Annotated in this window: 18 protein-coding genes; 11 read left to right on the top strand and 7 right to left on the bottom strand. The window is 46.8% G+C overall.

The genetic code is table 11. The features are described from left to right. Nucleotides 1-293: 293 nt before the first annotated feature. Nucleotides 294-1,457: an acyltransferase family protein gene (locus V7S65_RS31320; protein WP_336389494.1), complete on the top strand. Its 1,164-nt coding sequence runs from the start codon at nt 294-296 to the stop codon at nt 1,455-1,457. Here V7S65_RS31320 and V7S65_RS31315 read toward each other — a convergent pair. Then, complete coding sequence (locus V7S65_RS31315) at nt 1,454-2,155, bottom strand: helix-turn-helix domain-containing protein (RefSeq protein ID WP_111580253.1); 702 nt, start codon at nt 2,153-2,155, stop codon at nt 1,454-1,456. The genes V7S65_RS31320 and V7S65_RS31315 overlap by 4 nt on opposite strands. Nucleotides 2,156-2,292: 137 nt before the next feature. Between V7S65_RS31315 and V7S65_RS31310 the strand changes: the two genes are divergently transcribed. From V7S65_RS31310 to V7S65_RS31270, 9 genes are all read left to right on the top strand, one after another. After that, the gene (locus V7S65_RS31310) at nt 2,293-2,796 is read left to right on the top strand and encodes a transposase (RefSeq protein WP_336389493.1); all 504 of its coding nucleotides are present in this window, start codon (nt 2,293-2,295) and stop codon (nt 2,794-2,796) included. A gap of 83 nt (nt 2,797-2,879) precedes the next feature. Continuing rightward, nucleotides 2,880-3,425, top strand: coding sequence for an RNA polymerase sigma-70 factor (locus V7S65_RS31305; protein WP_079472439.1), 546 nt, complete (start codon nt 2,880-2,882; stop codon nt 3,423-3,425). A 93-nt stretch (nt 3,426-3,518) separates the two neighbouring features. Next, on the top strand, nt 3,519-4,550 hold the full coding sequence (locus V7S65_RS31300) for a FecR family protein (protein ID WP_336389492.1): 1,032 nt from the start codon (nt 3,519-3,521) through the stop codon (nt 4,548-4,550). A gap of 33 nt (nt 4,551-4,583) precedes the next feature. Further along, complete coding sequence (locus V7S65_RS31295; RefSeq protein WP_336389491.1) at nt 4,584-8,135, top strand: SusC/RagA family TonB-linked outer membrane protein; 3,552 nt, start codon at nt 4,584-4,586, stop codon at nt 8,133-8,135. Between the two features lie 22 nt (nt 8,136-8,157). Continuing rightward, nucleotides 8,158-9,516 (top strand): RagB/SusD family nutrient uptake outer membrane protein, encoded by a 1,359-nt coding sequence (locus V7S65_RS31290; protein WP_336389490.1) that lies wholly within the window; start codon nt 8,158-8,160, stop codon nt 9,514-9,516. Between the two features lie 20 nt (nt 9,517-9,536). Beyond that, nucleotides 9,537-11,519, top strand: a complete 1,983-nt coding sequence (locus V7S65_RS31285; protein ID WP_336389489.1) for a TlpA disulfide reductase family protein — start codon at nt 9,537-9,539, stop codon at nt 11,517-11,519. Beyond that, nucleotides 11,516-12,592 carry an alpha/beta hydrolase family protein gene (locus V7S65_RS31280; RefSeq protein WP_339546970.1) on the top strand — a complete coding sequence of 359 codons (1,077 nt, stop codon included), beginning with the start codon at nt 11,516-11,518 and terminating at the stop codon, nt 12,590-12,592. Before V7S65_RS31285 ends, V7S65_RS31280 begins: the two co-directional genes overlap by 4 nt. Before the next feature lie 191 nt (nt 12,593-12,783). Then, complete coding sequence (locus V7S65_RS31275) at nt 12,784-14,328, top strand: hypothetical protein (protein ID WP_336389487.1); 1,545 nt, start codon at nt 12,784-12,786, stop codon at nt 14,326-14,328. Beyond that, on the top strand, nt 14,328-15,407 hold the full coding sequence (locus V7S65_RS31270; protein WP_336389486.1) for a hypothetical protein: 1,080 nt from the start codon (nt 14,328-14,330) through the stop codon (nt 15,405-15,407). The genes V7S65_RS31275 and V7S65_RS31270 overlap by 1 nt, the downstream gene beginning before the upstream one ends. Nucleotides 15,408-15,422: 15 nt before the next feature. Here V7S65_RS31270 and V7S65_RS31265 read toward each other — a convergent pair whose 3' ends face one another. Then, entirely contained in the window at nt 15,423-16,112 is a 690-nt protein-coding gene (locus V7S65_RS31265) for a DUF3592 domain-containing protein (RefSeq protein WP_336389485.1), read from the bottom strand. A 276-nt stretch (nt 16,113-16,388) separates the two neighbouring features. On the opposite strand from V7S65_RS31265, the gene V7S65_RS31260 reads away from it, so the two are divergent. After that, nucleotides 16,389-17,093 (top strand): FkbM family methyltransferase, encoded by a 705-nt coding sequence (locus V7S65_RS31260; protein ID WP_227024696.1) that lies wholly within the window; start codon nt 16,389-16,391, stop codon nt 17,091-17,093. Here the strand turns inward: V7S65_RS31260 and V7S65_RS31255 are convergent. The 5 genes from V7S65_RS31255 to V7S65_RS31235 form a co-directional block, all read right to left on the bottom strand. After that, on the bottom strand, nt 17,090-18,493 hold the full coding sequence (locus V7S65_RS31255) for an undecaprenyl-phosphate glucose phosphotransferase (RefSeq protein ID WP_079472429.1): 1,404 nt from the start codon (nt 18,491-18,493) through the stop codon (nt 17,090-17,092). The two genes, V7S65_RS31260 and V7S65_RS31255, sit on opposite strands and share 4 nt — an antisense overlap. 64 nt (nt 18,494-18,557) lie before the next feature. Further along, the gene (locus V7S65_RS31250) at nt 18,558-19,748 is read right to left on the bottom strand and encodes a glycosyltransferase family 4 protein (RefSeq protein ID WP_336389484.1); all 1,191 of its coding nucleotides are present in this window, start codon (nt 19,746-19,748) and stop codon (nt 18,558-18,560) included. Beyond that, nucleotides 19,745-20,485, bottom strand: coding sequence for an FkbM family methyltransferase (locus V7S65_RS31245; RefSeq protein ID WP_079472427.1), 741 nt, complete (start codon nt 20,483-20,485; stop codon nt 19,745-19,747). The genes V7S65_RS31250 and V7S65_RS31245 overlap by 4 nt, the downstream gene beginning before the upstream one ends. Continuing rightward, entirely contained in the window at nt 20,482-21,585 is a 1,104-nt protein-coding gene (locus tag V7S65_RS31240; protein WP_336389483.1) for a glycosyltransferase family 4 protein, read from the bottom strand. Before V7S65_RS31240 ends, V7S65_RS31245 begins: the two co-directional genes overlap by 4 nt. Continuing rightward, nucleotides 21,585-22,994 carry a hypothetical protein gene (locus V7S65_RS31235; protein ID WP_336389482.1) on the bottom strand — a complete coding sequence of 470 codons (1,410 nt, stop codon included), beginning with the start codon at nt 22,992-22,994 and terminating at the stop codon, nt 21,585-21,587. The genes V7S65_RS31240 and V7S65_RS31235 overlap by 1 nt, the downstream gene beginning before the upstream one ends. Nucleotides 22,995-23,000 lie beyond the last annotated feature (6 nt).

Raw genomic sequence — 23,000 nt, 5'->3', positions numbered from 1 at the left:
ATATCTCATACTGGGAGCCATTCCCTGATAAGCATTTTCGACCTGAAATGTTTGTTTTTTGCATGTTTTACACTTTTAAGTGTAAACCTTTTTCAGGACGTGACCCCCTCTAGGTCCGGAGCCTTCACTTCCTGTTGCGATGTTATGTATTGATAATCAATATATTTAGCGGGTAGAACAGCGGGCCGGTACCTTTGCGGATTTATTTTAGAGAAAGTTAGCGTCATTTTTATTAGCTTGTATGCTGCCAAAATCGTTTGAAATTATACACTAATCGTTTGATCTCTTCAACAATGAGCACATTATCAGCATTGCCAGTGACATCCGGAGAAGCCCCTATGGCAATAAACCGTGACAATGAAAAAAAAGCCCGTCTTTACTCATTAGATGCCCTCCGGGGATTTGATATGTTCTGGATTATGGGCGGCGGCGCCATCTTTCATGAAATAGCCAAAGCAACGGGATCGCCTTTCTGGGCGGCAATAGATGTACAACTGGAACATCCCGCATGGAATGGGTTCCATTTCTATGATCTTATATTCCCGCTTTTCCTGTTTATGGCTGGTGTGTCCACGCCGTACTCGGTAGGCCGGGAGCTGGAGAAAGGTAAGAGCCGGAGCCAGTTGTTATTGCGTGTAATAAAAAGGGGACTGGTACTGGTGTTGCTGGGCATCATTTATAATAATGGGTTGCAGCTGCAGCCGGTATCACAGATACGGTTTTGCAGCGTATTAGGCCGCATTGGCCTGGCCTATATGTTTGCTAATATCATTTACCTGTATACAAAAGAACGGGCGCAAATGATCTGGTTCGCCGCTATCCTGGTGGCGTATTGGCTGCTACTGAAGTTTACATCGGCGCCGGGATTTGCACCCGGTGATCTTACGATGGAAGGGAATTTTGCATCGTACCTCGACCGCTGCATCGTTCCGGGTAAGTTGTACCTGGGCATCCATGATCCGGAAGGATTTACTTCTACCTTCCCGGCCATCAGCACTGCGATGTTAGGAATTCTAACAGGAAATTTATTGCGTAATAACCCCATGCCTCCGGTGAAGAAGGTAGGCATGATGGCGCTTACAGGCGTGGTTTTCCTGGTGCTGGCGCAATTGTGGAATCTTGATTTCCCCATCAATAAAAATCTGTGGACCAGCTCATTTGTGCTGCAGGTAGGAGGTATCAGCCTGTTGTTGCTCGCATTTTTCTATTACGTGATTGATATTGCGGGCTACCGGAAATGGGCGTTCTTCTTCCGCGTTATAGGAATGAACTCTATTCTTATTTATATTTCCGGTCACTTTATCGACTGGGGTTACAGCAACAATGTATTTTTTAAATGGCTTGGGCAGTTGGTGGGAGAGCCGTTTGGAGCGGTAGCTCTCAGCATCTCCCTGGTATTTCTAAAATGGTTGTTCCTGTATTTTATGTATAAACAGAAGGTGTTCCTGAAAGTTTAAAGGCTTTCCTTGTTGCGCTTTGCATCGGGAAATCCGGCAATCCGCTTTTTCTGCTCCAGTTCCATTTGGGCCAGCTTTTCTTTGCCCAATGTTTCTGCGAGCAGATCATCTATCGACTTATTCCTGGAATTCGATAACAGTTCCTGGTGCTTATGCTCCGTGTTTGTAAGAATATTTATAACCAGCTGTTTGTCTTTATAATCAATGTCATTATACATTAACAGGGTAGGTTTGTACAGTAGCTGGTATATTTTGAATAGTTTTTTTTCGCCTGTTTTTGTGATGCTGACAAGTTTCGCCCTTTTGTCATCCGGGTCAGTTCTCTCTGTTATATATCCCAGATTTTTCAACTTATTGAGAATGTCAATACCAGTGGTTTGTTCTGTGAAGTTGTATTGTATGACCTGTGTTTTCTTTACTTCTTTTAGCTGGTAGATAGAGTTCAGAAAATAGAACCATTCCAGTTCAAACCCGGGTATTTCCTGTAGCGCCATTTTTGAATAAACTGTTTGCATACCCGCAAGCCTTCCTATCAGCTTTGCAAATACAGTATCCAGGTCAGGGGGGGTAAGCCCGCTGAATAATTGATTGTTGCTCTCTTTTGCCAAAAAATACATACAGAATTCCGTTGCAGAAACAGTTGTATTCTTTTGAGCATATTCTTCCCAGGCGGTAATCAGCGTTACAAGTTCACTCATAGTTTATATCGGATTCGATGTAAATGTAGCAAAAAATGGTTTGAAAATTTGCTATAATCGATTTTATAACTATTTTTACATCGGAATAGATGTTTTATTGCTATGAATAAAACGGAAATGATCTAAAATGATTTCAAATGAATAACATAACAACAGGTTACCTTACCAGAGCTGAATTATGGTTGTATATCACAACACTGATCTATTTTCTGATGAACGGGGCGCAGATATTTGAAACCCTTGTATTCGTACCAAAATGGACAGATGCCCCACCTGTTAATTTCAAACTCTTGCTGGATGGGCGGGGAGCAAGTTTGAAAAACTTCTGGATCGTCTTTCATTCCTTACATGAAGTTACCTTTATCCTTGCCATTGTCTTCTGCTGGAAAATTGACTTCGCCAGGAACTGGTTACTGATTTTATTTGCCATTCACTTCGCAGTAAGGGTTTGGACGCTGGCTTTCTTTGCACCCAACATTATCAACTTTCAGAAAATAGCCGAAACGCAATCAATGGCGCAAAACTTAGTGAGTAAAACATCACTGTGGCAAACACTCAACTACATCCGGGTAGCCATATTTATCCTGGTTTCAATCGGGCTTATCCCTTTATGTATCAGGGTATTTAATATACGTCATTGAAAATAGCCCCCTTTCTCTCCAATAAATAAATTTTTCCAAACTTTTAATACATTTGTACTTTGTGATAAATTTAGCAAACAGGGATGAAGGGGAAAGATCTGACAAGCCGGGAGGAACAACTGCAGCAGGAGCAATTTACTGCTTACTTCCGCCTGTATGAATATCCCCTTTATTGTTTTGCCCTTAAAACCATCCAATCCGAATTACTCGCCCGCGACATTATCCAGGAAGTATTTATTAAGTTATGGTCGGTCCGCGATCAGTTCAGCGATATCAGGAACATAGAGGATTATCTTTATAAGATGGTGCGTAATAAGGTACTGGACGTACTACGCCAGCTTGCCAACGACCGCAGGTTGCGTGCCGCCTACTTCAATGATCACCAGTGGGAGGAAAGCCGTACCTACGAGAATATTGTAGCCAAAGAATATGAATTTGCCCTGGCAGAAGCCATCAACCAGCTGCCTCCCCAGCGCCGGATCATTTACCAGCTGAGCCAGGTGGAAGGTCGCACCCGGAATGAAATTGCGGCAGAACTCCGCATTTCCCCATCTACCGTAAAAAACCAGCTAACCGCCGCCCTCAGCTATCTCCGCAAAATTGTAGCCGGCCAGATTAAATTATTTTAATTTTTTTCTCCGCCCGATAGGACATCCCCTTTTTTCAAACGTCTGTAATATATAGTCCTGTATCAGGACACGTCACATTAATACTATCGGAGATTGGATCAGGCACATTTTACACATCTTTTCAGGTTATACATTTCCGGCAAATGCTCGCCGGAAGAAAGGAATGAATTCTTTGACCTCCTGGAAGCCAACAAGGAGGACAATACCATGATTTCCCTGCTGGATCAGCTTTATAGTGAGGTGAGACTGGAAACACCGTCGGCTACCTATGTCAATAACCGCGGTGAAATTGACCTGGCTGTTCATCCTGCGGCTCCTGCAAAGGTGGTGCCTTTTTATAAACGCCGCAGTACCATTCGTGTGGCTGCTGCCGCTTCCCTGTTGTTACTACTGGGCACTGGCGCCTGGATGCTTTCCACAAAGCGGAACCCGGCTCCGCTGGCTGCCGGCGTGCAGAAGGGAGAAAAGCTGGAGCTGATTGCGGCAACTACCACCATCCGCACCGGCAACCAGGAACGTAAAGTGATTGTTCTGTCAGACAGCACCCGCATCGTATTGAACAGTGGTACGGAAATCAGGTACCCCGATCAGTTTGATCCGCAGAAAAGGGAAATATTCCTGGAAGGCGAGGCATTCTTTGAAGTGTCTAACGCGGCTGCATGGCCTTTTGTGATACACTCCGCCGGTGGCATGACTACCACCGTACTCGGTACCTCCTTTAATATTAAAGCCTATCCCGGCCGTAGCCAGGCGATCGTATCTGTTGTTACAGGAAAAGTAAAGATCTCAAAAGATAAAAAAGATATATCCACCCTTATAAAAGGGCAGGAGCTGCATCTCACCATGCTTACCGGTGAAGTGATGCAACGCAATACCATCAGTATTAATACAGCAGGATGGCAAACAGGAGACATCAGTTTCAGCGATGAACCATTGGAAGATATAATGAAAGATCTTCAGATCTTTTACGGCGTAAATATAAAGATCAGCAATCCAGGGTTGGCCAACCTGCTGATCACAACAGGATTTAAGAAGAACACATCTGTTGACAGTGCCCTTGATATAATATGTGAACTGGCCAATGCGAAGTACGCCAGGAATCAGGACGGTTACGTAGTTTACTGACTACACATTTAAATCAACCAATTAAAGTACGAGATGACAAAAAAGATTGTTGCAGTGCTGCTGGCATTGCTATGCCTTAACTATTCCCTTTCTTATGCACAGCAAAAAGAAGACAGGGTTACCCTGCACCTGACCAATGCCACACTGAAAGAAGTGTTTCGTCAAATGCAAACGCAAACAGGGAAGTATTTTGGTTACCAGTCGAAAGACCTGGAAGGGCTTCCGCGCCTGAAGTTCGATTGTACCAATGAGCCGCTGGAGGATGCCCTGAAACAGCTGTTGCGTAACACCGGTTTAACCTTTGCGGTAAAAGGTAATAATGTGCTCATTAAAAAAAGCCAGGAAACACCCGCCGGCGCCCGGCAGGTGGACATTGCCACCACCCGTGCGGAAAACAGAACGATATCGGGAAGGGTGATCAACAGTGAACAACAGGGCATACCAGGCGTAAGTATCCTGGGCCTGCTGTCAAAGAAAACAGCCTTCACCAACGACAACGGGGAATATTTTATCCAGATACCGGAAGATGAAACGATGCTGTCTTTTTCCAGCGTGGGATTTCAAAACCGGAATGTGATGATGGAAGCCGCAAAAACATATAACGTAACCCTACAGGAACGGGTAGGCAACCTGAAACAGGTAGAAGTAGTTTCCACCGGTTATGTAAACCTGCCAAAAGAACGCGCCACCGGCTCCTTTGGCGTAGTCACCGCAAAAGACCTGGAAAAGATCCCTGTGCCCAATGTGCTTCACCGGCTGGAAGGCCAGGTGGCCGGCGTACAGCTGAACCTCACAGAATCTGATAACAGTTTTGTATATACCAACCTGAATGGCGCCGTGCAGGGAAACGGCAGTTATGATATTACCATCCGGGGCGCCAGCACACTGAACAATGATGTAAATAAAAAACCGCTGGTGGTAATAGACGGATTTCCTACGGAGATGGATATACGCACTATTAATCCCGCTGATGTGGAACAGATCACCTTCCTGAAAGATGCGGCAGCGGCCTCTATATGGGGCGCCCGCGCATCTGCCGGCGTAATAGTGATCACCACCAAAAAAGGGAAAATAAATGATGGCGCTCCACGCATCTCTTTCTCTGCAGGATTAGGCATAAACGGCAAGCCGAGGTTATCCTCGCTGCCGCTGATGAATGCCACACAGATGATCGACTATGAGCAGGAGCTGGTAAACAAAAGATTTATCACCGATCCCACCAGTTTGCCCGCTGCCAGTCAACGGCCCATCAGCGAGGCGGTGGATTGGATGTTCCGGCTTAAAAGAGGCGAGGTAACCCAGGCGCAGGTAGATGCTGCATTTGCAGTACTGAAAGGACGCGATTCCAGGAAACAGGTGGAAGAATACCTGCTCACGCCCGCTTCTACCAGCCACTACGATCTTAATGTGAGCGGCGGCACCGGGAAACATACTTACTTCGTTTCCGGCGCCTACGATAAAGAAAATACCAGCACCAAAAATACGTTCGGGGAAAGAATGACCCTGACGGCCAACCAGGAATTTACCTTCTTTAAAAATGTGACCCTGTCTGCCAACCTGCGTGGAAGCTGGTTTCGCTACCGCACCGGCGGACAAGGGATCAGTGTATACGGCCGTTCCACCAACCCGCTGATGCCTTATGATCAGCTGGTAGACGATAACGGCAACAGCGTAAATTATGCACGCGCCTATTACTCCGGCCGGCTCAGCAACCTGGAGGCAAAGGGTTATATGCCCTGGCGCTACAACTATATCAATGAACTGGCCCTGTCAGATAATACCACCAATGAAAGTAACTACGCTGCCACCTTTGCCTTAAATATCCCGCTGTATAAAGGTTTGAGCTTTAATGCCCAGTATATGGCAGAACGGGCTTCTTCCGGCGCAAAAAACTTTAACAGCGACAGCTCCTACTATACCCGCAATATGCTGAATACCGCTACCTCCATTGATGCAAATGGTAAACTGGTATATGGTATTCCTTTGGGCGGTATCATGGAAACAACGGATTATTCAAAAAATAATTACAGCATCCGCGGACAGCTTAACCTGGACCGGAACTTCTCTGGTAATCACCAGGTGAATGCCCTGCTGGGTATGGAAGCCCGGCAAACCATTGATGGCTCCGGCAGCAACCGCATGTTTGGCTTTAATACACAAACGCAGTATAGCAAGCCGGTAGATTATGTAACCCCGTATGTAACGGTAGACGGCTACCAGTCGGTAGTGCCATATGGCGTAAACTATTCCTCCAAGCGCAGGCGTTATCTTTCTTACTACGGCAATTTTTCGTATACCTATGCAGGTAAGTATACCCTGTCGGGGAGCGCACGATACGACGACTACAATAACTTTGGTCTCGATAAAAAGTACCGCGCAAAACCTTTCTGGTCGGCCGGCGCAGCCTGGGCATTGTCCAAAGAGGACTTTATGCAAAACGTTAGCTGGGTAAGCGGACTTACACTGCGCGCTACCTATGGTATAAACGGTAACATCAGCACCACCGCATTGCCATACGATCAGCTATACCTGCTGAACGACTATCAATACCCCTTTGATCCTTATTCAACGGTGGGATCACCGGCCAATCCATCGCTGCGATGGGAACAAACCGGCGTGTATAACGTAGGACTGGACTATGCGTTGTTTGATAACCGCCTGAACGGAGCCGTAGAATTCTATTATAAAAAAGGCACCGACCTCTTTGCTTCGTTCCCGATCGATAATACCGTGGGCTTTGATAATATCACCCGCAATACTTCTTCCCTGACGGGCAAAGGAATTGACCTGTCGCTCGGTGGCAGCATTATCCGCAACAAAGAATTTGAATGGTCTGCCAACCTGGTATTCGCCTATAACACCAATAAGGTAACAGATGCGAGATATAATGTTACCAACTCCCTGCTGCAATCCGGCGGTGTTGGCGGTCCTATAAAAGGATTCCCCACAGATTACCTGATGGTTTTCCGTTACGCCGGACTGGATCGCAACGGCAGCCCCCGCGTGATAGGGGGTAAGGGAGATACATTGACTATCTATCAATCGCCCAAAGATATCAGCGATCTGAAAAACGCCGGCCGTTTGTCGGCTCCGTATTTTGGTAGTCTCCGGCAAACGGTCCGCTACAAAGGGTTCTCTTTGTTTGTACTGGTTACCTATAAACTGGGCTATGTATTCCAGCGGCCGGTACCCGGTGATTACCCTGGCCGTTACGGGTTTCAGAACTACGACTATAACAAACTCGTGGATCAGCGCTGGCGTAAACCCGGTGATGAAGCCTTCACCAATGTGCCCGGCCTCAGTGGTAACAGCACCGGGCAAATCAGGTACGCGAATGCAGATATCAATGTACTGCCCGGCGATCATATCCGGTTACGCGAAGTGTCGCTCACTTATAACGTGCCGGCAGCATTGTTCCACCGCCTGCCTGTTAAGGGTATTTCCCTCACCGGTGCAGCCAGGAACCTGGCGTTACTGTGGACAAAAAACGAAGATGGCATAGATCCGGATTTTCCGCCGAGCGCCCGGAATGTAAAATTGCCGCCATCTGCATCGTATAATTTTTCACTGAACGTCAGCTTCTGATTTTACTTCAAACCGCAGTCAAATGAAACGATATAAAATATTTCTCCTTTTTATTGTTGCCGGCACACTTATCCAGGCTTGCAGCAAATACACCGATATAAAAACCGAAGGCGCGCTTACACCTTCCGACTATGTGAACTACCGGTACCTGATGAATAACCGCCAGGATCTGGAACGTTCGGTAGATATGCCGGATATGACCGCAGATGATATTGTATACAATGATGCCGCTATACAACAGGGTTTATCGGCCGAGTCACGCAATGCCTATATGTGGGCGGCGCAATACTATGATGTGGTAGCTGCGGACCCCGACTGGAAAATACTCTACGCCAATATCTATCCCTGCAATCTGGTGATCAGGGATGTAATGAACAGTAACGGCGGTACTACACAGCTGAAAAAACAAGTATTGGCGGAAGCCAGGGTACACCGCGCATACAGCTATTTCACGCTGGTAAACATGTATGGTAAACAATACAATGAGAGCAGCAAAGCTACCGACCTGGGAGTGCCTTTACTGCTGGAACCCGATGTGGCCATTGTAGCTACCCGTGCTACGGTACAACAGGCCTATGATCAGATATTGACCGATCTGCAGGCTGCTGTTCCTGATTTGCCGGAGAAAAATACCTACAATATTTATCCGTCCAAAGCTGCGGCCTATGCGTTGCTGGCAAGAGCCTACCTGCAAATGGGACAGTATGCGGAGGCAGAAAAAAATGCAGATAACGCATTGATGATCCAATCAGGGTTACTGGACCTGGCCACCCTGAGCAGCTACCCGCAACGCACAGATAACCCGGAAATCATTCTTTCCAAAACAGCAGGAATGAGCCACCAGTATTCCGCTATGCAGGTAATGAGCAGCCAGTTGCTGTCGTTGTACGACACCAAAGATTACCGCTACAGCTATTTTACAAGTAATTACACTTTATCCGGAAATACTTACCGCGTTTATTCCAAAGAAGCGGTGATTGGCGGTAACCGCAATATTGGTCCGTCTGTACCGGAGATGCTGCTTATCAAAGCAGAGTGCCGGGCCAGGGCAGGAGATGCAGGCGGCGCTATGAGCGCTATCAATACACTCCGGGCCAAACGCTTTGCGGCACTCGATTTTACGCCGATGACCGCCACCAGTGCAGCCGATGCGTTGGTAAAAGTATTACAGGAAAGAAGACGGGAACTATGCTTCACCTGTATCCGCTGGTTTGATCAGAAACGTCTTTTTACCGACAGCCGTTTTGCGGAAAATATTACCCGTACCAATTTTGCCACCGGCGAAACATATACGCTTACGCCTGGCAGCAACCGGTACCTGTTTCCCATTCCGCTGTATAATATCCAGCTGAACCCGTCGCTGGAACAAAACCCGAGATAAACACTAAAAGTAATCTTCAGATGAATAAAGTAAAAATGGCCTTTGTGATGCCGTGTGTGTTGTTCTCCGGAATGGCCTTTTCACAACAGGCAATGAAACTATCGCCGGAAAGGGCTATAGCAGGGGATTCAGTCACCATCAGCTATAACCCGGAAAACACCAGGCTGAAAGGACAGGCGCCTGTTAGTGGCGTGATCTATCTCTATAACAACAATCAATGGGAAGCGCACGACCTGCAAATGAAGATGACCGATTCAGGCTGGGTAACCCGGTATTATTTACCGGAGAAAACCGCGTTGCTGGTATGTAATTTCTCCGCCAACGGCATTACGGATAAAGGCGGCACGCTAACTTATGCCACCATGTTGTCCACCCGTGATGGCCGGCAAATGGCTACTGCATACGCTGCGTGGGCTTTTCTACGCACACCTTCCTTTATAGGTGAAGTACCGCCCGCGGTAGATGATACGGTGAAGATCACCAACGAAGTAGCCATGTTCTGGATGAACAACGAACTCCGGTATCACCCGGAAAGCAGGCGTCTTATTTTTTATAACGCCATGAAGATCCTGAAAAGCACCGGCGAGAAACGCGCTGATACCATCATCCGCCGTGAAATTAATTATATAAGTAGTTTGAAAGATGTTACCGAAGCGGAATTAATGGATGTAAGTAAAGCGTATAGAAATTTGTTGGGAGACAGGAACCGCGCCGACTCCATGAATAATGTGATCATCGCCCGTTTTCCTTCAGGGGTGGCAGCGAGAGACGCTATGGTGTTCAAAATGTTCAAGGGGCCAGCCGGTGGCCGCTATCCGATATGGCAGGAGTTTGTGAAAAAGTTTCCGCCGCAGCAGTTTGAAGGAGTGAATACGGAAATACAGCAGATGTATTATAACAAGGCTTTTCGCAGCGTTGTTTATGAAAAGGTGATGGCCGGTAAAAACCTGCAATACCTGGATGAAATAATGGACGTGGCGCCTTTCGAAGCGCTTACAGAATTTCATCGCCTCCTGATCATGAACGCGCTGGCTCACGATGAAATTAAACTGGCAGATGCATTTCCATACTCCAAAAAACTGGTGGAGCGTATCGAAGCATATGCCACTAACAGGAGCGACGCCGCCAGCCGGTTTTATTCGCCGCTGCAATGGAAAGAACAGGTCCTGAAATTTGCGTTACCCGCCTTTATGGGACACGCCTCCCTGCTGCATAAACAAGGCGATGATAAAGCCGCCCTGCAATGGATGGAGAAAGTAAAAGAGCAACCGGGCGCTGAAAGGGCTGATTTTCTCAGCTTGTATGCTACCTTACTGGAAAATACCGGCCAGCATGCAGATGCCATGCAGATTGCTGAAAACGCCACCAGGGCCAATAAGGCAACGCCGGAAATAATTGCGCTGCTGAAACAGGAATATGTACGCAAACACAAAAAAGAAACAGGGTTTGATGCTTACTTCGAGGGCATGAAAAGCGCCGATGTATTATCTGCAGAGCAGGAAGCATTGCGCGCACAACTGATCCGCAAACAAGCGCCGGGCTTTAAACTGGAACAACTCACCGGCGGCGTAGCCGATCTTGCCAAAATGAAAGGCAAAATTGTAGTGTTGGACTTCTGGGCTACCTGGTGCGGACCCTGCAAAGAAGCCATGCCGGGCATGCAGATGGCGGCAGATAAATACAGCAAAGACAAGAACGTAAACTTCTTCTTTATTGCCACCCAGGAAACCAAACCGGACTACCGCGACCAGATAAAAAAATTCCTTCAGTCAAAGAATTTACACCTGAACGTATTACTCGATGCTAAAAGCAGTACCTCCGGTCACCTCGATGATACCTATAACAAATACGCCCAAACATTGTCTTTCTCCGGCATCCCGGCAAAGGCGATCATTGATCAGCATGGAATGATCCGTTGGCTGGGAATTGGTTACAAAGGAAGTCCGAGCGCCCTGGCAGACGAGATATCTTATATCATTGAGTTATTAAAGAAAGAAGGATGAGGAACGCAGGGAGGTTTTCAGCTGTAATCGTTATCTGCATGATGGTGTGCCTGCCGCGGGTATATAGCCAGGCAGACGCGCCCCAAAGCAGGAATGTTTATTTCAGCAACAAAGATAAAAGTATCCGTTTCGGTGGTACCCTTACCATTCCGGCTAACCGCAAAAGTTTTCCCGCCGTGGTATTGTTATCCGGCACTGGTAAGCAGGACCGCGACGGTACAATGGCCGGCCATAAAATGTTTAAAGCATTGGCAGATTCGCTTGCCGCAATGGGCGTTGCGGTACTCCGTACAGACGACCGCGGCACCGGCGAAACAAATGGAGTGTATGAAACTGCCACTACCAAAGACTTTGCAGACGACGCACTCGCTGCCCTCGACTATCTGCGGCTGCAGCCCGGCGTCACCAGAACAGGATTGATCGGGCACAGCGAAGGTGGCGCTGCCGCTATCATCGCGGCGGCAGGGAGTAAAAATGTGGCTTTTGTGATCACACTCGCCGGACTGGCCACCAGCGGCATCGAGGCACTGAAGCTGCAAAACAGCGCTATCATTGATGCCGCGCCCATTTCAACGTACGATAAAAACCGGCATCATACTATCACCACACTGATGTTTGATACCGCCTACCGCTACGCCTATACGCCGGAGCTGGAGCCACGGCTCCGTGCTACCTATGCGGCATGGAAACATGCGGACGACAGCGCCTACGCAAAAGATAAAGCCGGGGAAGAAGATCACATGCGCTTCTTCCTGGAATCTTATATCCGGCAGGCCACCGGCCCCTGGTACCAGTATCACCTGCGGCACAACCCTGCGCCATTCCTGCAGCAGATTAAAGTACCCTTTCTGGCGCTGAACGGCGATAAGGACATCATGGTGCCTTATAAGGAAAACCTGGCTGCCATCACGGAAAGCGGCAACCCACAGGTAACCGTAAAAGTATTGCCGGGTTTAAATCATCTTCTCCTGCACTGCGAAAGCTGCACCAATGAGGAGCTGCCCCGGCTGAAAGGTGATGTTGCCCCGGAAGCCTGGACTGCGATAAAAAACTGGATGCAATCGTTTTTATAAAATCAAAAATCAAAGAGTGATGATGGCCATCCCTGTCAAGGGGTGGCTTTTTTGTTACAGGCAGGCCAGCTTTCACAGGGGCGAAATAAAACTAAAGAGAGCTTTGCAGATATATTAATATTTCTTACTTTGGAACAAATTAATACTTCGTAGCCCCGGTTAGTTATTCCTTATCCCTAATACTTACACACATGAAAAGACTCCTTTCATTATTATTGCTATTGCCTGTAGCAGATCTGTACGCGCAATCACCTGATACCATCCTGATTAATTACCAGGACTTACCCAAATCAAAAATAAAACGCCGTGTAAGTCATGGAAATATGGTTGTACTGGAGATCATCAACATTAATAAAAGCCGCTACAATATCCAGGTAAATAATACCAGCACTAATTTCTTCCTGCAACAACCTGAAATTCTTTCAAAACTGGATGGATCATCCCTGGAACTTAATACCTCGGAGGATCCTAAACCGCCCGCCGGGCCCGCATTTTCATTTAATGATGGCGCTTTGAAACTGAAAGCCCTGTGGCAGGCGGAGCTAACTCCTTTTAAAGCAAGCTATAAAAAGTTGAATGATAAGCTGGACAATTACTGGGAGAGCCTGAAGAAATTTAAGAAAGCAGTAGAGGTACTGCAACATAGTTTATACTATAAAAATGAACTGATCGCAATAAAGGATGCCTGCGATGGTACTTATCCCCAGGCAGAGAAAAACCTGCTCGCTGCCACCACCACTTTTGTCAACAATAATAAAATCGGGGAAGAAACAGCCGCTGCATCAAAAGAACTGTTGCTTGCCCAGGTGACGAATATCCTGGACCATTATACGCAGGTAGCCACTACTGAAAAGGCAACCCTGGAGCAACTGGTGAAGGAAATTAATGAAGCCGCAAAGCCTTTTAAAGAAGATGCAGATAAGCTGATGGCAAAGCTGTTAACGGTAAAGAAAACTGCGAAAGCAGATGATTTTACCAACGATAACCTTATCCTCGATAAGGCAATCAGGGTGACCAATGAAAGAGTGGAAACCATGCAATCCAATGAGGAGGCGGTTAAAAAAGGCATCGAAATTATTGATAGCTATAAACTGCTCGATCAGAAGAATTTAATAGTGAATAGTTATAAAGTCATTAACCCGGTAAATTATACGATAAGACAGGTAGCCATTGCAGATAAAGATGAACTGAAATTTGATATTAAGATAGAACCCAAAGACAACACCATTTGCGCCGACCCAGGTATACAAACCCCCGTTATTGTCAGAACGTATGGCGGGTTTAAACTCGATTTCAGTACCGGCTTTTTTCTGAACTTCGGGAATAACAATTTTTTTGATCAGTCTTACCGGCTGGACAGCATCAGCGGCGATCCGGATAATGTGAAAATAGAAAAAAATGATAACCGCAATAAAGTAGTACCCGCCCTCGGCGCATTGATGCACGTTTATTACAGAACAGGGTGGGACTTTCAGCCTGCATTGGCCGTAGGCGTAAGCTTGTCTACCGGATCTACCACAAAGTTTAATTATCACCTGGGCGTTTCTGCCGCTATAGGCCGTGAACAACGGTTTATTGCCAGTTTCGGATGGACGCTCACGCAGGCAACATTGCTTTCGTCAAAATACCAGGAAGGACAGATTGTACCAAAAGCAACTATGGGAACAACAGTGGAAACGGAGTCTTTTTACAAATGGGGAAATTTTCTGGCAATCACCTATAATCTCACCAGGTAATGGCAAAGTATATACTGTTATGCGCAGCCATCATGCTGCTGCTGACGCAATATAAGGCATATAGCCAGGTTGCCCCGGCTATACAACCGCTTAATGATACCATACCGGCGGATAGTAATTTTCTTTTTTCATGCGGGTTTGTGAGTAGTCAGCTGGAAGATGAATGCATTCCCGATATGCAGCCATCATTAAGTGCGGATGGTTTTACTCCTGCAATGGTAATTCTTAAAATCCAGCAATTATTAGGGATGGATAGTAACAACCAGGTGGCCGCAAATTTCATCCTGTATGAATGCAGTTTCCCGGGACCAGTGTTTAAAGCGGTAATGACCCGGGGCGACAGTACCCGGTATATTTTATACAATCGCGGGTACCTCAATAAATTAGTAGCCCAGAATACAGACTGGGTAGCCTTTGCGATCTTCGCGCATGAAGTGGGACACCATTTCCTGGGCCACTCCGTCCGGAACCAGGCGTTGACTTACGCCCTTTCCCGGCAAAGGGAATTAACGGCAGATTTTTTCTCCGGGTATATTATCAAGAAGCTGGATGGAACATTAAAGAACGCGGAGTCGGGCATTATGGCGGTTGATAACCATCCTCCCCCGGAACTCGAAGCAGGTTGCAGTCACCCTACCAAAGCCAAACGGCTGCTGGCAATAGCGAAGGGCTATGATTTCGTAAATCAGCCCGGCGCCTCCCTGAGCAGCTTTTTAAACATCGACAGCCTGGTGAGGGCCGAAGGGATAGAACAACTGCTTAACCGCACCAACCAGTTGTATCAGCAGCAAAAGTTCCAGCAGGCACTGGATCAGATCGACAAATTATTTGATAGGGTCAGCAGCAACCAGCTCCCTATGATGTTTAATAACAGGGGACAGATAAAACTGAAGCTGAACCAGGAGATTTCTGCGTTGGAAGATTTCAATAAGGCAATAATGATTAATAATAAACACGCCGAATTCTTTGAGAACAGAGGCAGGCTGAAAACGCAGCTGGCTAATGAGATCAATATCAAAGAAGCGAAAAAAGACCTGGACAGGGCTAAGTTGCTGAAGCAACAGCAGCGTGTGCAATGATACAGCCCGTAGTTTTTACTGCTGCTCAAAAGAAGAAATATCCACGTAGTACCTGCGTGGATTATTTCTATCTATGTATACATCTATTTTTTTATCAGGGCCAATCGCCGGGGTAGGGTCAGACCAGATAAAGCCACTCTTGAAATGGCGGCTTTCCCCGGTGAGCGGATCTTTCCAGTGGCACCGGATAAAAAAAGGATGACGATTGTTAACGTGAACAAACCGGTTGACTTCTACCGAATCAAAGTCGGCCTGAACCAGGAGCCCCGATTGCTTCAGCTGGTCACTGCGCGAGTGGCTCACCTTTCTCACAATATAATAACCCAGTCCGATCAGGCTGAATACTAACCCGAGGCCACCAACTATGATAGCGCCAAAATACTCCCGCCAGCCAGCTATATTTGCATCATCCGGATTTTTGGGGTCATAATACATGCCCACGCGTTCCCCGATTTCGTAACCGGCAGGATTGGAAGAAACGCTGGAAATATAGCGATGCTTCACACCCGCTTCATCGTAATAGGTAACCACCGGGGCGTAAGACCGCTTGCCTTTGGCTATCAGGTCAACCACTGTTCCGCTGGTTTTGACCGCGGAGGCATTGAATTGGCGGATATTGTAGTATATCACCGAGGCGCCGGCAACCATCAGCAAACCAATTCCCAGGAAGATATTAAAAGTAAGCGATACTGAACTACGTTTCATGCAGGCGAACAAATTGGGTAAGGGCGCAAGATACCAAATTGTACAGATAAGGAAACAGGGCGCCTTCCGGGCATTAAACAGGAATGAATAAAGTGAATAAGCCTGGCTGGATAAATAGCTGTAATTTTAGTAAAGTGCAGTATTCTCCTGACGACAACCAATAATCAAACTATGAATGCCCTCGGAAAATCTGTTAAAAGAGTGTATGTACTCTTATTTGCCCGGAAGGTCTTTTATCCTGTGAACCTCTTTCTATATAAGCTAAGTATGTTTGGCATGGGTATCAGGAATCATGAAAATGATACGGTATCCGGGGAAAAGGCGTTTATCAAATTCCTGAAAGCCCGCCGGAAGCTCGACGCCGGGGTGATCATGGATATTGGCGCCAACATGGGCAACTATTCGGTTATGCTGAGAAAGAACGGCATTACCCTTCCCATCTTTGCTTTTGAGCCACACCCCGCAGCGTTCCGCAAGCTAAGCGCTGTAGCAGGAACATACAATTTCACTGCCATACCACAGGGAGCAGGAGAGGTGAGCAGCACTGCCACTATTTACGACTACCAGGGAGATGGCGGCTCGGAACATGCCAGCATGTATAAAGGCGTGATAGAACATCTTCATAAGGGCAAAGCCGAGGAAGTGGCCATTGCACTTACTACCATCGACGAATTTGTAGCACAACAGGAGATCTCCCGGATAGCATTGCTGAAGATAGATACAGAAGGACACGAACTCAGTGTATTGAAAGGAGCCAGGCAAACCATTGCCAGCGGCCTGGCGGATGTGATACAGGTAGAGTTCAATGAAATGAATATCATCTCCAGAACCTTCTTCAAAGATATTGTAGACATATTACCTGGCTACGACTTCTACCGGTTGCTACCCGACGGACTCAAAGCCCTCGGAGAATACAACAGTACCAGCTATGAAATCTTTTCCTTCCAGAATATTGTAGCCCTGAAAAAGTCCTGGCGTTAATAAGCATTCTTATCGCCTTTGATCATATTCATCAATGTCTGGAAAATGATCTGGCAGTCGAGCCAGAAGCTATAGTTTTCAATATACCACAGGTCAAAGTCTACACGTTTCTGCATCTGGCCGGAGATCCTCGTTTCCCCCCTGCAACCATTCACCTGTGCCCAGCCTGTAATGCCCGGCTTTACTACATGCCGCAGCATATAATTTTGTATGGTATTTTTAGATTCCTGGTGTAAAGGAATGGGATGAGGGCGGGGGCCTACCAGCGACATATCTCCCATCAGCACATTAAAAAACTGCGGCAACTCATCGAGATTTGTTTTGCGCAGGAAGCGCCCAACTGAAGTAATGCGGGAGTCGTTCCGGGTGGCCTGGAGATATCGGCCACTGGCGTCTACCACGTCGCTGTTCCTGGTCATGGACCGGAACTTATAACAGGTGATCTTTTTATTCTTCAGTCCCCAACGCTCCTGTTTGAACAGCACCGGTCCCGGTGAAGATAGTTTAATCAGTATCCCGATAAGCGGAAACAGCCAGCTGAATACGGTAATAAAAAGCACCGTGGTGAAGCAGAGTTCAAAAAGGCGTTTGAACCGTTGCTTCGCCAGGTCATCCAATGGAGAAGTACGGATCGTTAACAGCGGGAATTTGCCAAAGAAGTTCATACTGGCTGTAGAGGTGCAGAAGCGGTGACAATCTGCGATGATCCTTACCCGTTTGGCTTCTTTCTCACTGGTAATAATAATATTTTCCATTTCCGTGTTTAAGGTCTCCGGCAGGGCAACAATTACATCATCTATTTCATGGCTTTCCAGTATCCTGGTGAGGTCTGATATTTTGCCCAGGTACTGGCCGTTCAGATAGGGATTGGTTTGCTCATCCACAAAACCAACGCACCGGTAACCGAAATGGTCGTTGGATAAAATTGTTTTGTAGAATTTCATACCGGTATCGCCGGTACCTACTATGAGGATGTTTTTTATATTATAACCGTTGGACCGCAACCGGAGCAAAGATTGCTTTACAATAAACTTAACAACCGTAATGCTTACAAAAGTAAGGAACGCATAAAGCAACGTGAACGTCCTGGGATAAGGATAGTATTTAAAGCAATAGAAGAACAGGAACGTGAAGAAACAGGCGTGAAGCAATACAGTTTTAAGAATGGCTACAAATTCGTAGGAGAACGACCTCGTTCTGAATTCGTCGTATAAATGAAGCGACATGCCAATAACGGTCCATGCGATGATGCTGATGCACAGCAATAGCAGGTTAAAGCCGGAAAAGAATACATCTCCCAAACCCGAAATATATTCACGGGTGCTCAAAAATGTCAGTATCAGTACTACATAATCGATGAGGAGTCGTAGCAGGAAATTAATGTGGTTGCCGGGTTTCATAACGTTCTCAATTAAAAGATGATGGATAGTATGGATGGCACCGGGTTACGAACGACAATCTTTATCAGTTCAGGATCGTATTAAATACCTGTAAAAATTTGTTTTCAATATGTTTGATGTCGAAATTCCTTTCAGCATATGCCCGTCCGTTATGACCCATTTCCTGTCTTAGTGCCGCATCTGCCAGCAGGGTTTCAATATGCTGACAGAAGCCCTGTTCATTATCCGGCGAAATGCAATAGCCGGCCTTGTTATCCAATACAATCGCGGCGCTCAGGTTATCCGGCGGCATGGCCAGTACGATTGGCTTTTTCGCGCACAGGTAAGTGAGCACTTTCGATGGCACGGAATAGGTACCCGCATCATTTTCCAGTATGGCCAGCAGGATATCCGCGGCGCCCAGCACCTGGCTCATATCCCTGAAATCCTGGAAGGGAAGAAGCAGCAGGTTGTCCAGCTGCAGTTTCTCTTTTTCTTTTTGCAGGAATGCGGCGCCTAATCCTTCGGAGATAACAATAAACACCACATTTGTATGCTTGCGGAAATAAGCCGCCGCGGCGGACAACATAGATGGATTGTGTTTTAATCCAAGTGTGCCCGAATAAATAATGCAGGTTTTATCTGCTACCTGGTGCCGGTGGGCCCAGTCGTTATTTTTAGCCGTAAGCGTTATTTCCCGGAGCGGCGCCCAGTTGGGGATACACGTTACCTGTTTGGGATGCACCTTCCATTTGTCGAAAAGATCGCTGAAGTCCTCCGTAATGCTGATCACATGCGCGCTTTTCTTCAGCAGTTTTATTTCCAGTTTTTTAAAATAATACCAGATGGGAAAACTGGCGAATCCCAGCCTGCGGCGGGCAATTTGCCGGATGGCAATGGTGTAAATATCCTGGCACCAGTACACAAATTTGATTCCTTTCCGGATGCAGTATTGCTGCACATGCTGCTGTACAAACAACGGGGTTGTGCCACTCAGCACCACGTTGGGTTGAAAGAGATCCAGTTTGTCGGTCAGCTGCCGGGCGTATTCAATTTCCTGTTTTCTTCTTTTTAACAACGAGTATTTGTCGAATTCACCCTTGATCATAATGGGTAGTATGGTAAGTCCCCGCATGGGCAGGTCTTCAAAGTTTCCTTTGGGCGACTGGAAAGAAACGGAGTAAGCATGCAATACTTCATGCCCGCTTTCAGCGAATTGCCGGCTTAGCTGTAATGTAAAGGCGTGGCCGGAATGGTCGTTAACTACAATTTTCATCCTTTCTTTCTTTTATATAAAAGATCCATTTGCAGGATCTGTAATTTTTCCGATTGCAGGAATCCTACAGGAGCTATGAATTCAAATCCCAGTTCTTTCACAAAATGGTGCATCTCATCAAACAATGGCTCGCCGTCATACATCTGAACAAAAGAGGTTTCAAACAGGAGGTAATCAATTTGCCGCAGGCTGTGCAACGCTCCTTTTAGTACTTCTTTTTCAAAACCCTGAACATCCATTTTCAGTAGTACCGGGGGGATAAAAGGAAGTTTATGACGGAGGTCGTCCAGGCGCTGCACGGGCACCTGTATCCGGTTGGAAGTGGCTGTTTTTGGGAGCATATTTTTTTGCAGATCAGACACGTGCAGCGCCGAGCTGGCGTGTGAATACGCGTTGCTGTAAAATTCCAGCGTTCCGGTGGAGTTGCCCAGCGCCATGTTGTAGGTGTTAATGCTGGTGAGCCTGCGGGTATTACGTTGCAGCAGGCGAAACACTTCCGGCAGGGGTTCAAAGGAATGGATACGCGCCTGCGGGTAAAAGTGACTGGCAGCTACAGCAAACTGGCCCTGGTTGGCGCCTACATCTATAATTACGCCCAGCGACGGGATATAGTGCCGGCAGTTGTGTAAGATCTGTGTGGAGGCTACGGAGGCGCCTTTTTCCAGCAACGAGGTAAGGCCCCTGCGGGAGGTCAGGAATACTTTTACGGTGTCTGCAATTTTGAAAATAATACTCATGTCGAGAATTTGTAGTTCCAGCAATCTTTGTAAAAACCAATTGTTTCCTGTACGCTTTTATCCCATGTGAATTGTTGCACCTGTTGGAGTCCTTGTGTAATCAGTTGTTGTTTGAAGGTGTCATTTTCAAGTGATCTTATTTTTTCTGCAAACAGCAGGGGATCGGCCCTGTCGGCCATCAGCCCGGCGGTTCCTACTACTTCAGGCATGGAGGTCATGCTGGTGGTTACCACGGGGCAACCGGCCTTCATGGCTTCTCCCGGAGGAAATCCGAAGCCTTCATAAGCGGAGGTATAGAGCAGGCAGAAAGCATGATTGTATAGTATATTGAGGTCGGCCTGGCTTACAGTGGGGAAAATATGATAGCGGCCGGCCAGTTTTTCTTTCATCATGCTGATCTCGTTTTTATTCCACGATTCTCCGCCAATTACTACCAGGTGATAGGATGAAGGCAGTAACTCCATTGTTTTTACCGCCATGAAAAAGTTTTTGTAGTTCTTGCGTGCGCCCACATAGAGAATGAATTTTTTATGAAGATCTATTTCCAGCGAACAGCTCACCGGCAGCTGTTTGTTGATGGGGTAGAAGTCGCCGGCAATGCCATGATGAATCACTTTTACTTTTGCGGGATCTATGCCGGGGAAGAAGTGGAGCAGTTCTTTCCGGGTGCTGTCTGAAATGCAGATGATCCCATCGGCCCGCCTGATGCCGTATGCTTTTTGCAGGGTATTGGCGAGGCCGCGGGGAAACTTCGAGGCCAGTTTCCGTTCGTGCGCAAAGTCATGTACCGTCAGGATGTTGAGGATATTTTTCTGGGGGGAAACGCGCAGGTATCCTCCGTGAAAAACCGCTGCCGCCGGAAGCTGGTAGCGCACCGGCAGATAGCGGAGATACTTGCTGGGAATCCAGCTTTCACGGATACAGTTGAACCGGTGGTATTCTATTTTCCGTTCAAAGATATTATCGGACCCCGGGCGTGCGTTTAAGAAACCGATGGACAGCCCGCTGTTGCACATGCCGGACAACAGCTCATACCAGTAAGCAGATACGCCACCTGCTTTCTGAATAGAGAATACGATATTATCCAAAAATACCTGCATCATTTTTCGTTTACGGATTCATTATTATATGCGCAGAGTAATGCTACTATTATCAGGAAAAGATCTATCTGGCTGAAAAAGAAACACACCACCACATACGCCAGGTAGTTGCGCTGAAAAGGTGGCACATCCGGTCCTGTTCTGGTAAGTATCAGGAAAAAGAAGAACAGGGAAACGGCCCCGAATTCTGCCAGGATAAAGAACCAGCGCATATTGAGATTGCGCCCGCCAACTCCCTCTATGCGGCTCTGGTAGCTGAGCTGCCCGAAGAAATAACTCGAAGGAATAAAGGTGCTGTTGCCTGCGCCGTAACCAGATATCAGCAAATAAGGCTCATCCCGCAGGAAATCCACCACCGGCAGTTCCATATCCCTTTGCAGCGGAATGCCGAGAATGATATTATTCTTACCCCATATTTCGGTATCATAACGGTAAGCGGATCTTTCAAAGAGCATCTGGTATACCGGCTGATTACGGTTAGCCATATAGTGTTTCAGGAAGTATTCCTTAGAGGCGGCTACCCCAAGAAAAAGGACAACGATCATACCCAGGGTGCTGAGTACTTTCCATCTTACCGACATCAGTTTGGGCAAACATAAATACAGGAGCCCGCCACCCAGGATATTGACCCAGAACGTTTGGGAAGAAGTGAGTATGCCTGCTACCATCATTACCGCTGTGGCCTTGTAATTCCGGTCTTTTATAAACAAAGGGATTGCTAAAGAAAGGAAGGCGCTGAATATTTTAGGTTCCCCGAATAATGCCTGTACCCGCAATCCCAGCGGGCCATTGATTTCCTGCATCAGGTAACGGCTTTGCAGCCCAAGCAGCTCACTTAATGCCACATTCCGGAAAATAAGCTGTACGGAAATCTGGATAAGGGCAATGATACAGGATATACCAGCAATCTTCTTGATGGTGGCAGCAAACTGCCCGAATGAAAGCTGCTGCCGGTCCTGTACTATCCTGGCGCCAATAGCAAACCAGGGAAGATAGGTTTTCAGGTAGAAGTAAAGAGGCTTTGTATAGAAAACAAAGAGTTTACCATCGGGATAACTGAAAGGATCTTTATAAAGTTGTGTGATCAGGAATACCGTGATATTTGATATCAATGGTAACAGCAGCAGGAAAAGATATTCCCTCCGGATGAATTGCTTTCCTGTAAAGAGCTGATGCGCCTGTTCAAGGAAGATAAACATGCCCACAAAAAAAGTAGCGGTAAATGTAGGCCCGATAGCCAGCATCGTATAAGCTTCTGATGCAAAAGCATAGAGCAGCGCGTCTATAATAGAGATCCGCTTGTTGTAATACAGGTATAGTAAAATTGCCGCAATGATCAGGGGCATGCTTTCCCTGAAACATTCCACAAAAAAATTGCTACTTTGAAGATTACTGTATCCGGTTTCCATATAAAT

It is taken from the genome of Chitinophaga sp. CCNWYY40, assembly GCF_037483205.1.
Classification (GTDB): domain Bacteria; phylum Bacteroidota; class Bacteroidia; order Chitinophagales; family Chitinophagaceae; genus Chitinophaga; species Chitinophaga ginsengisegetis.
The sequence above is the reverse complement of the archived record's forward strand: the minus strand, read 5'-3'. Positions and strand labels throughout refer to the sequence as shown.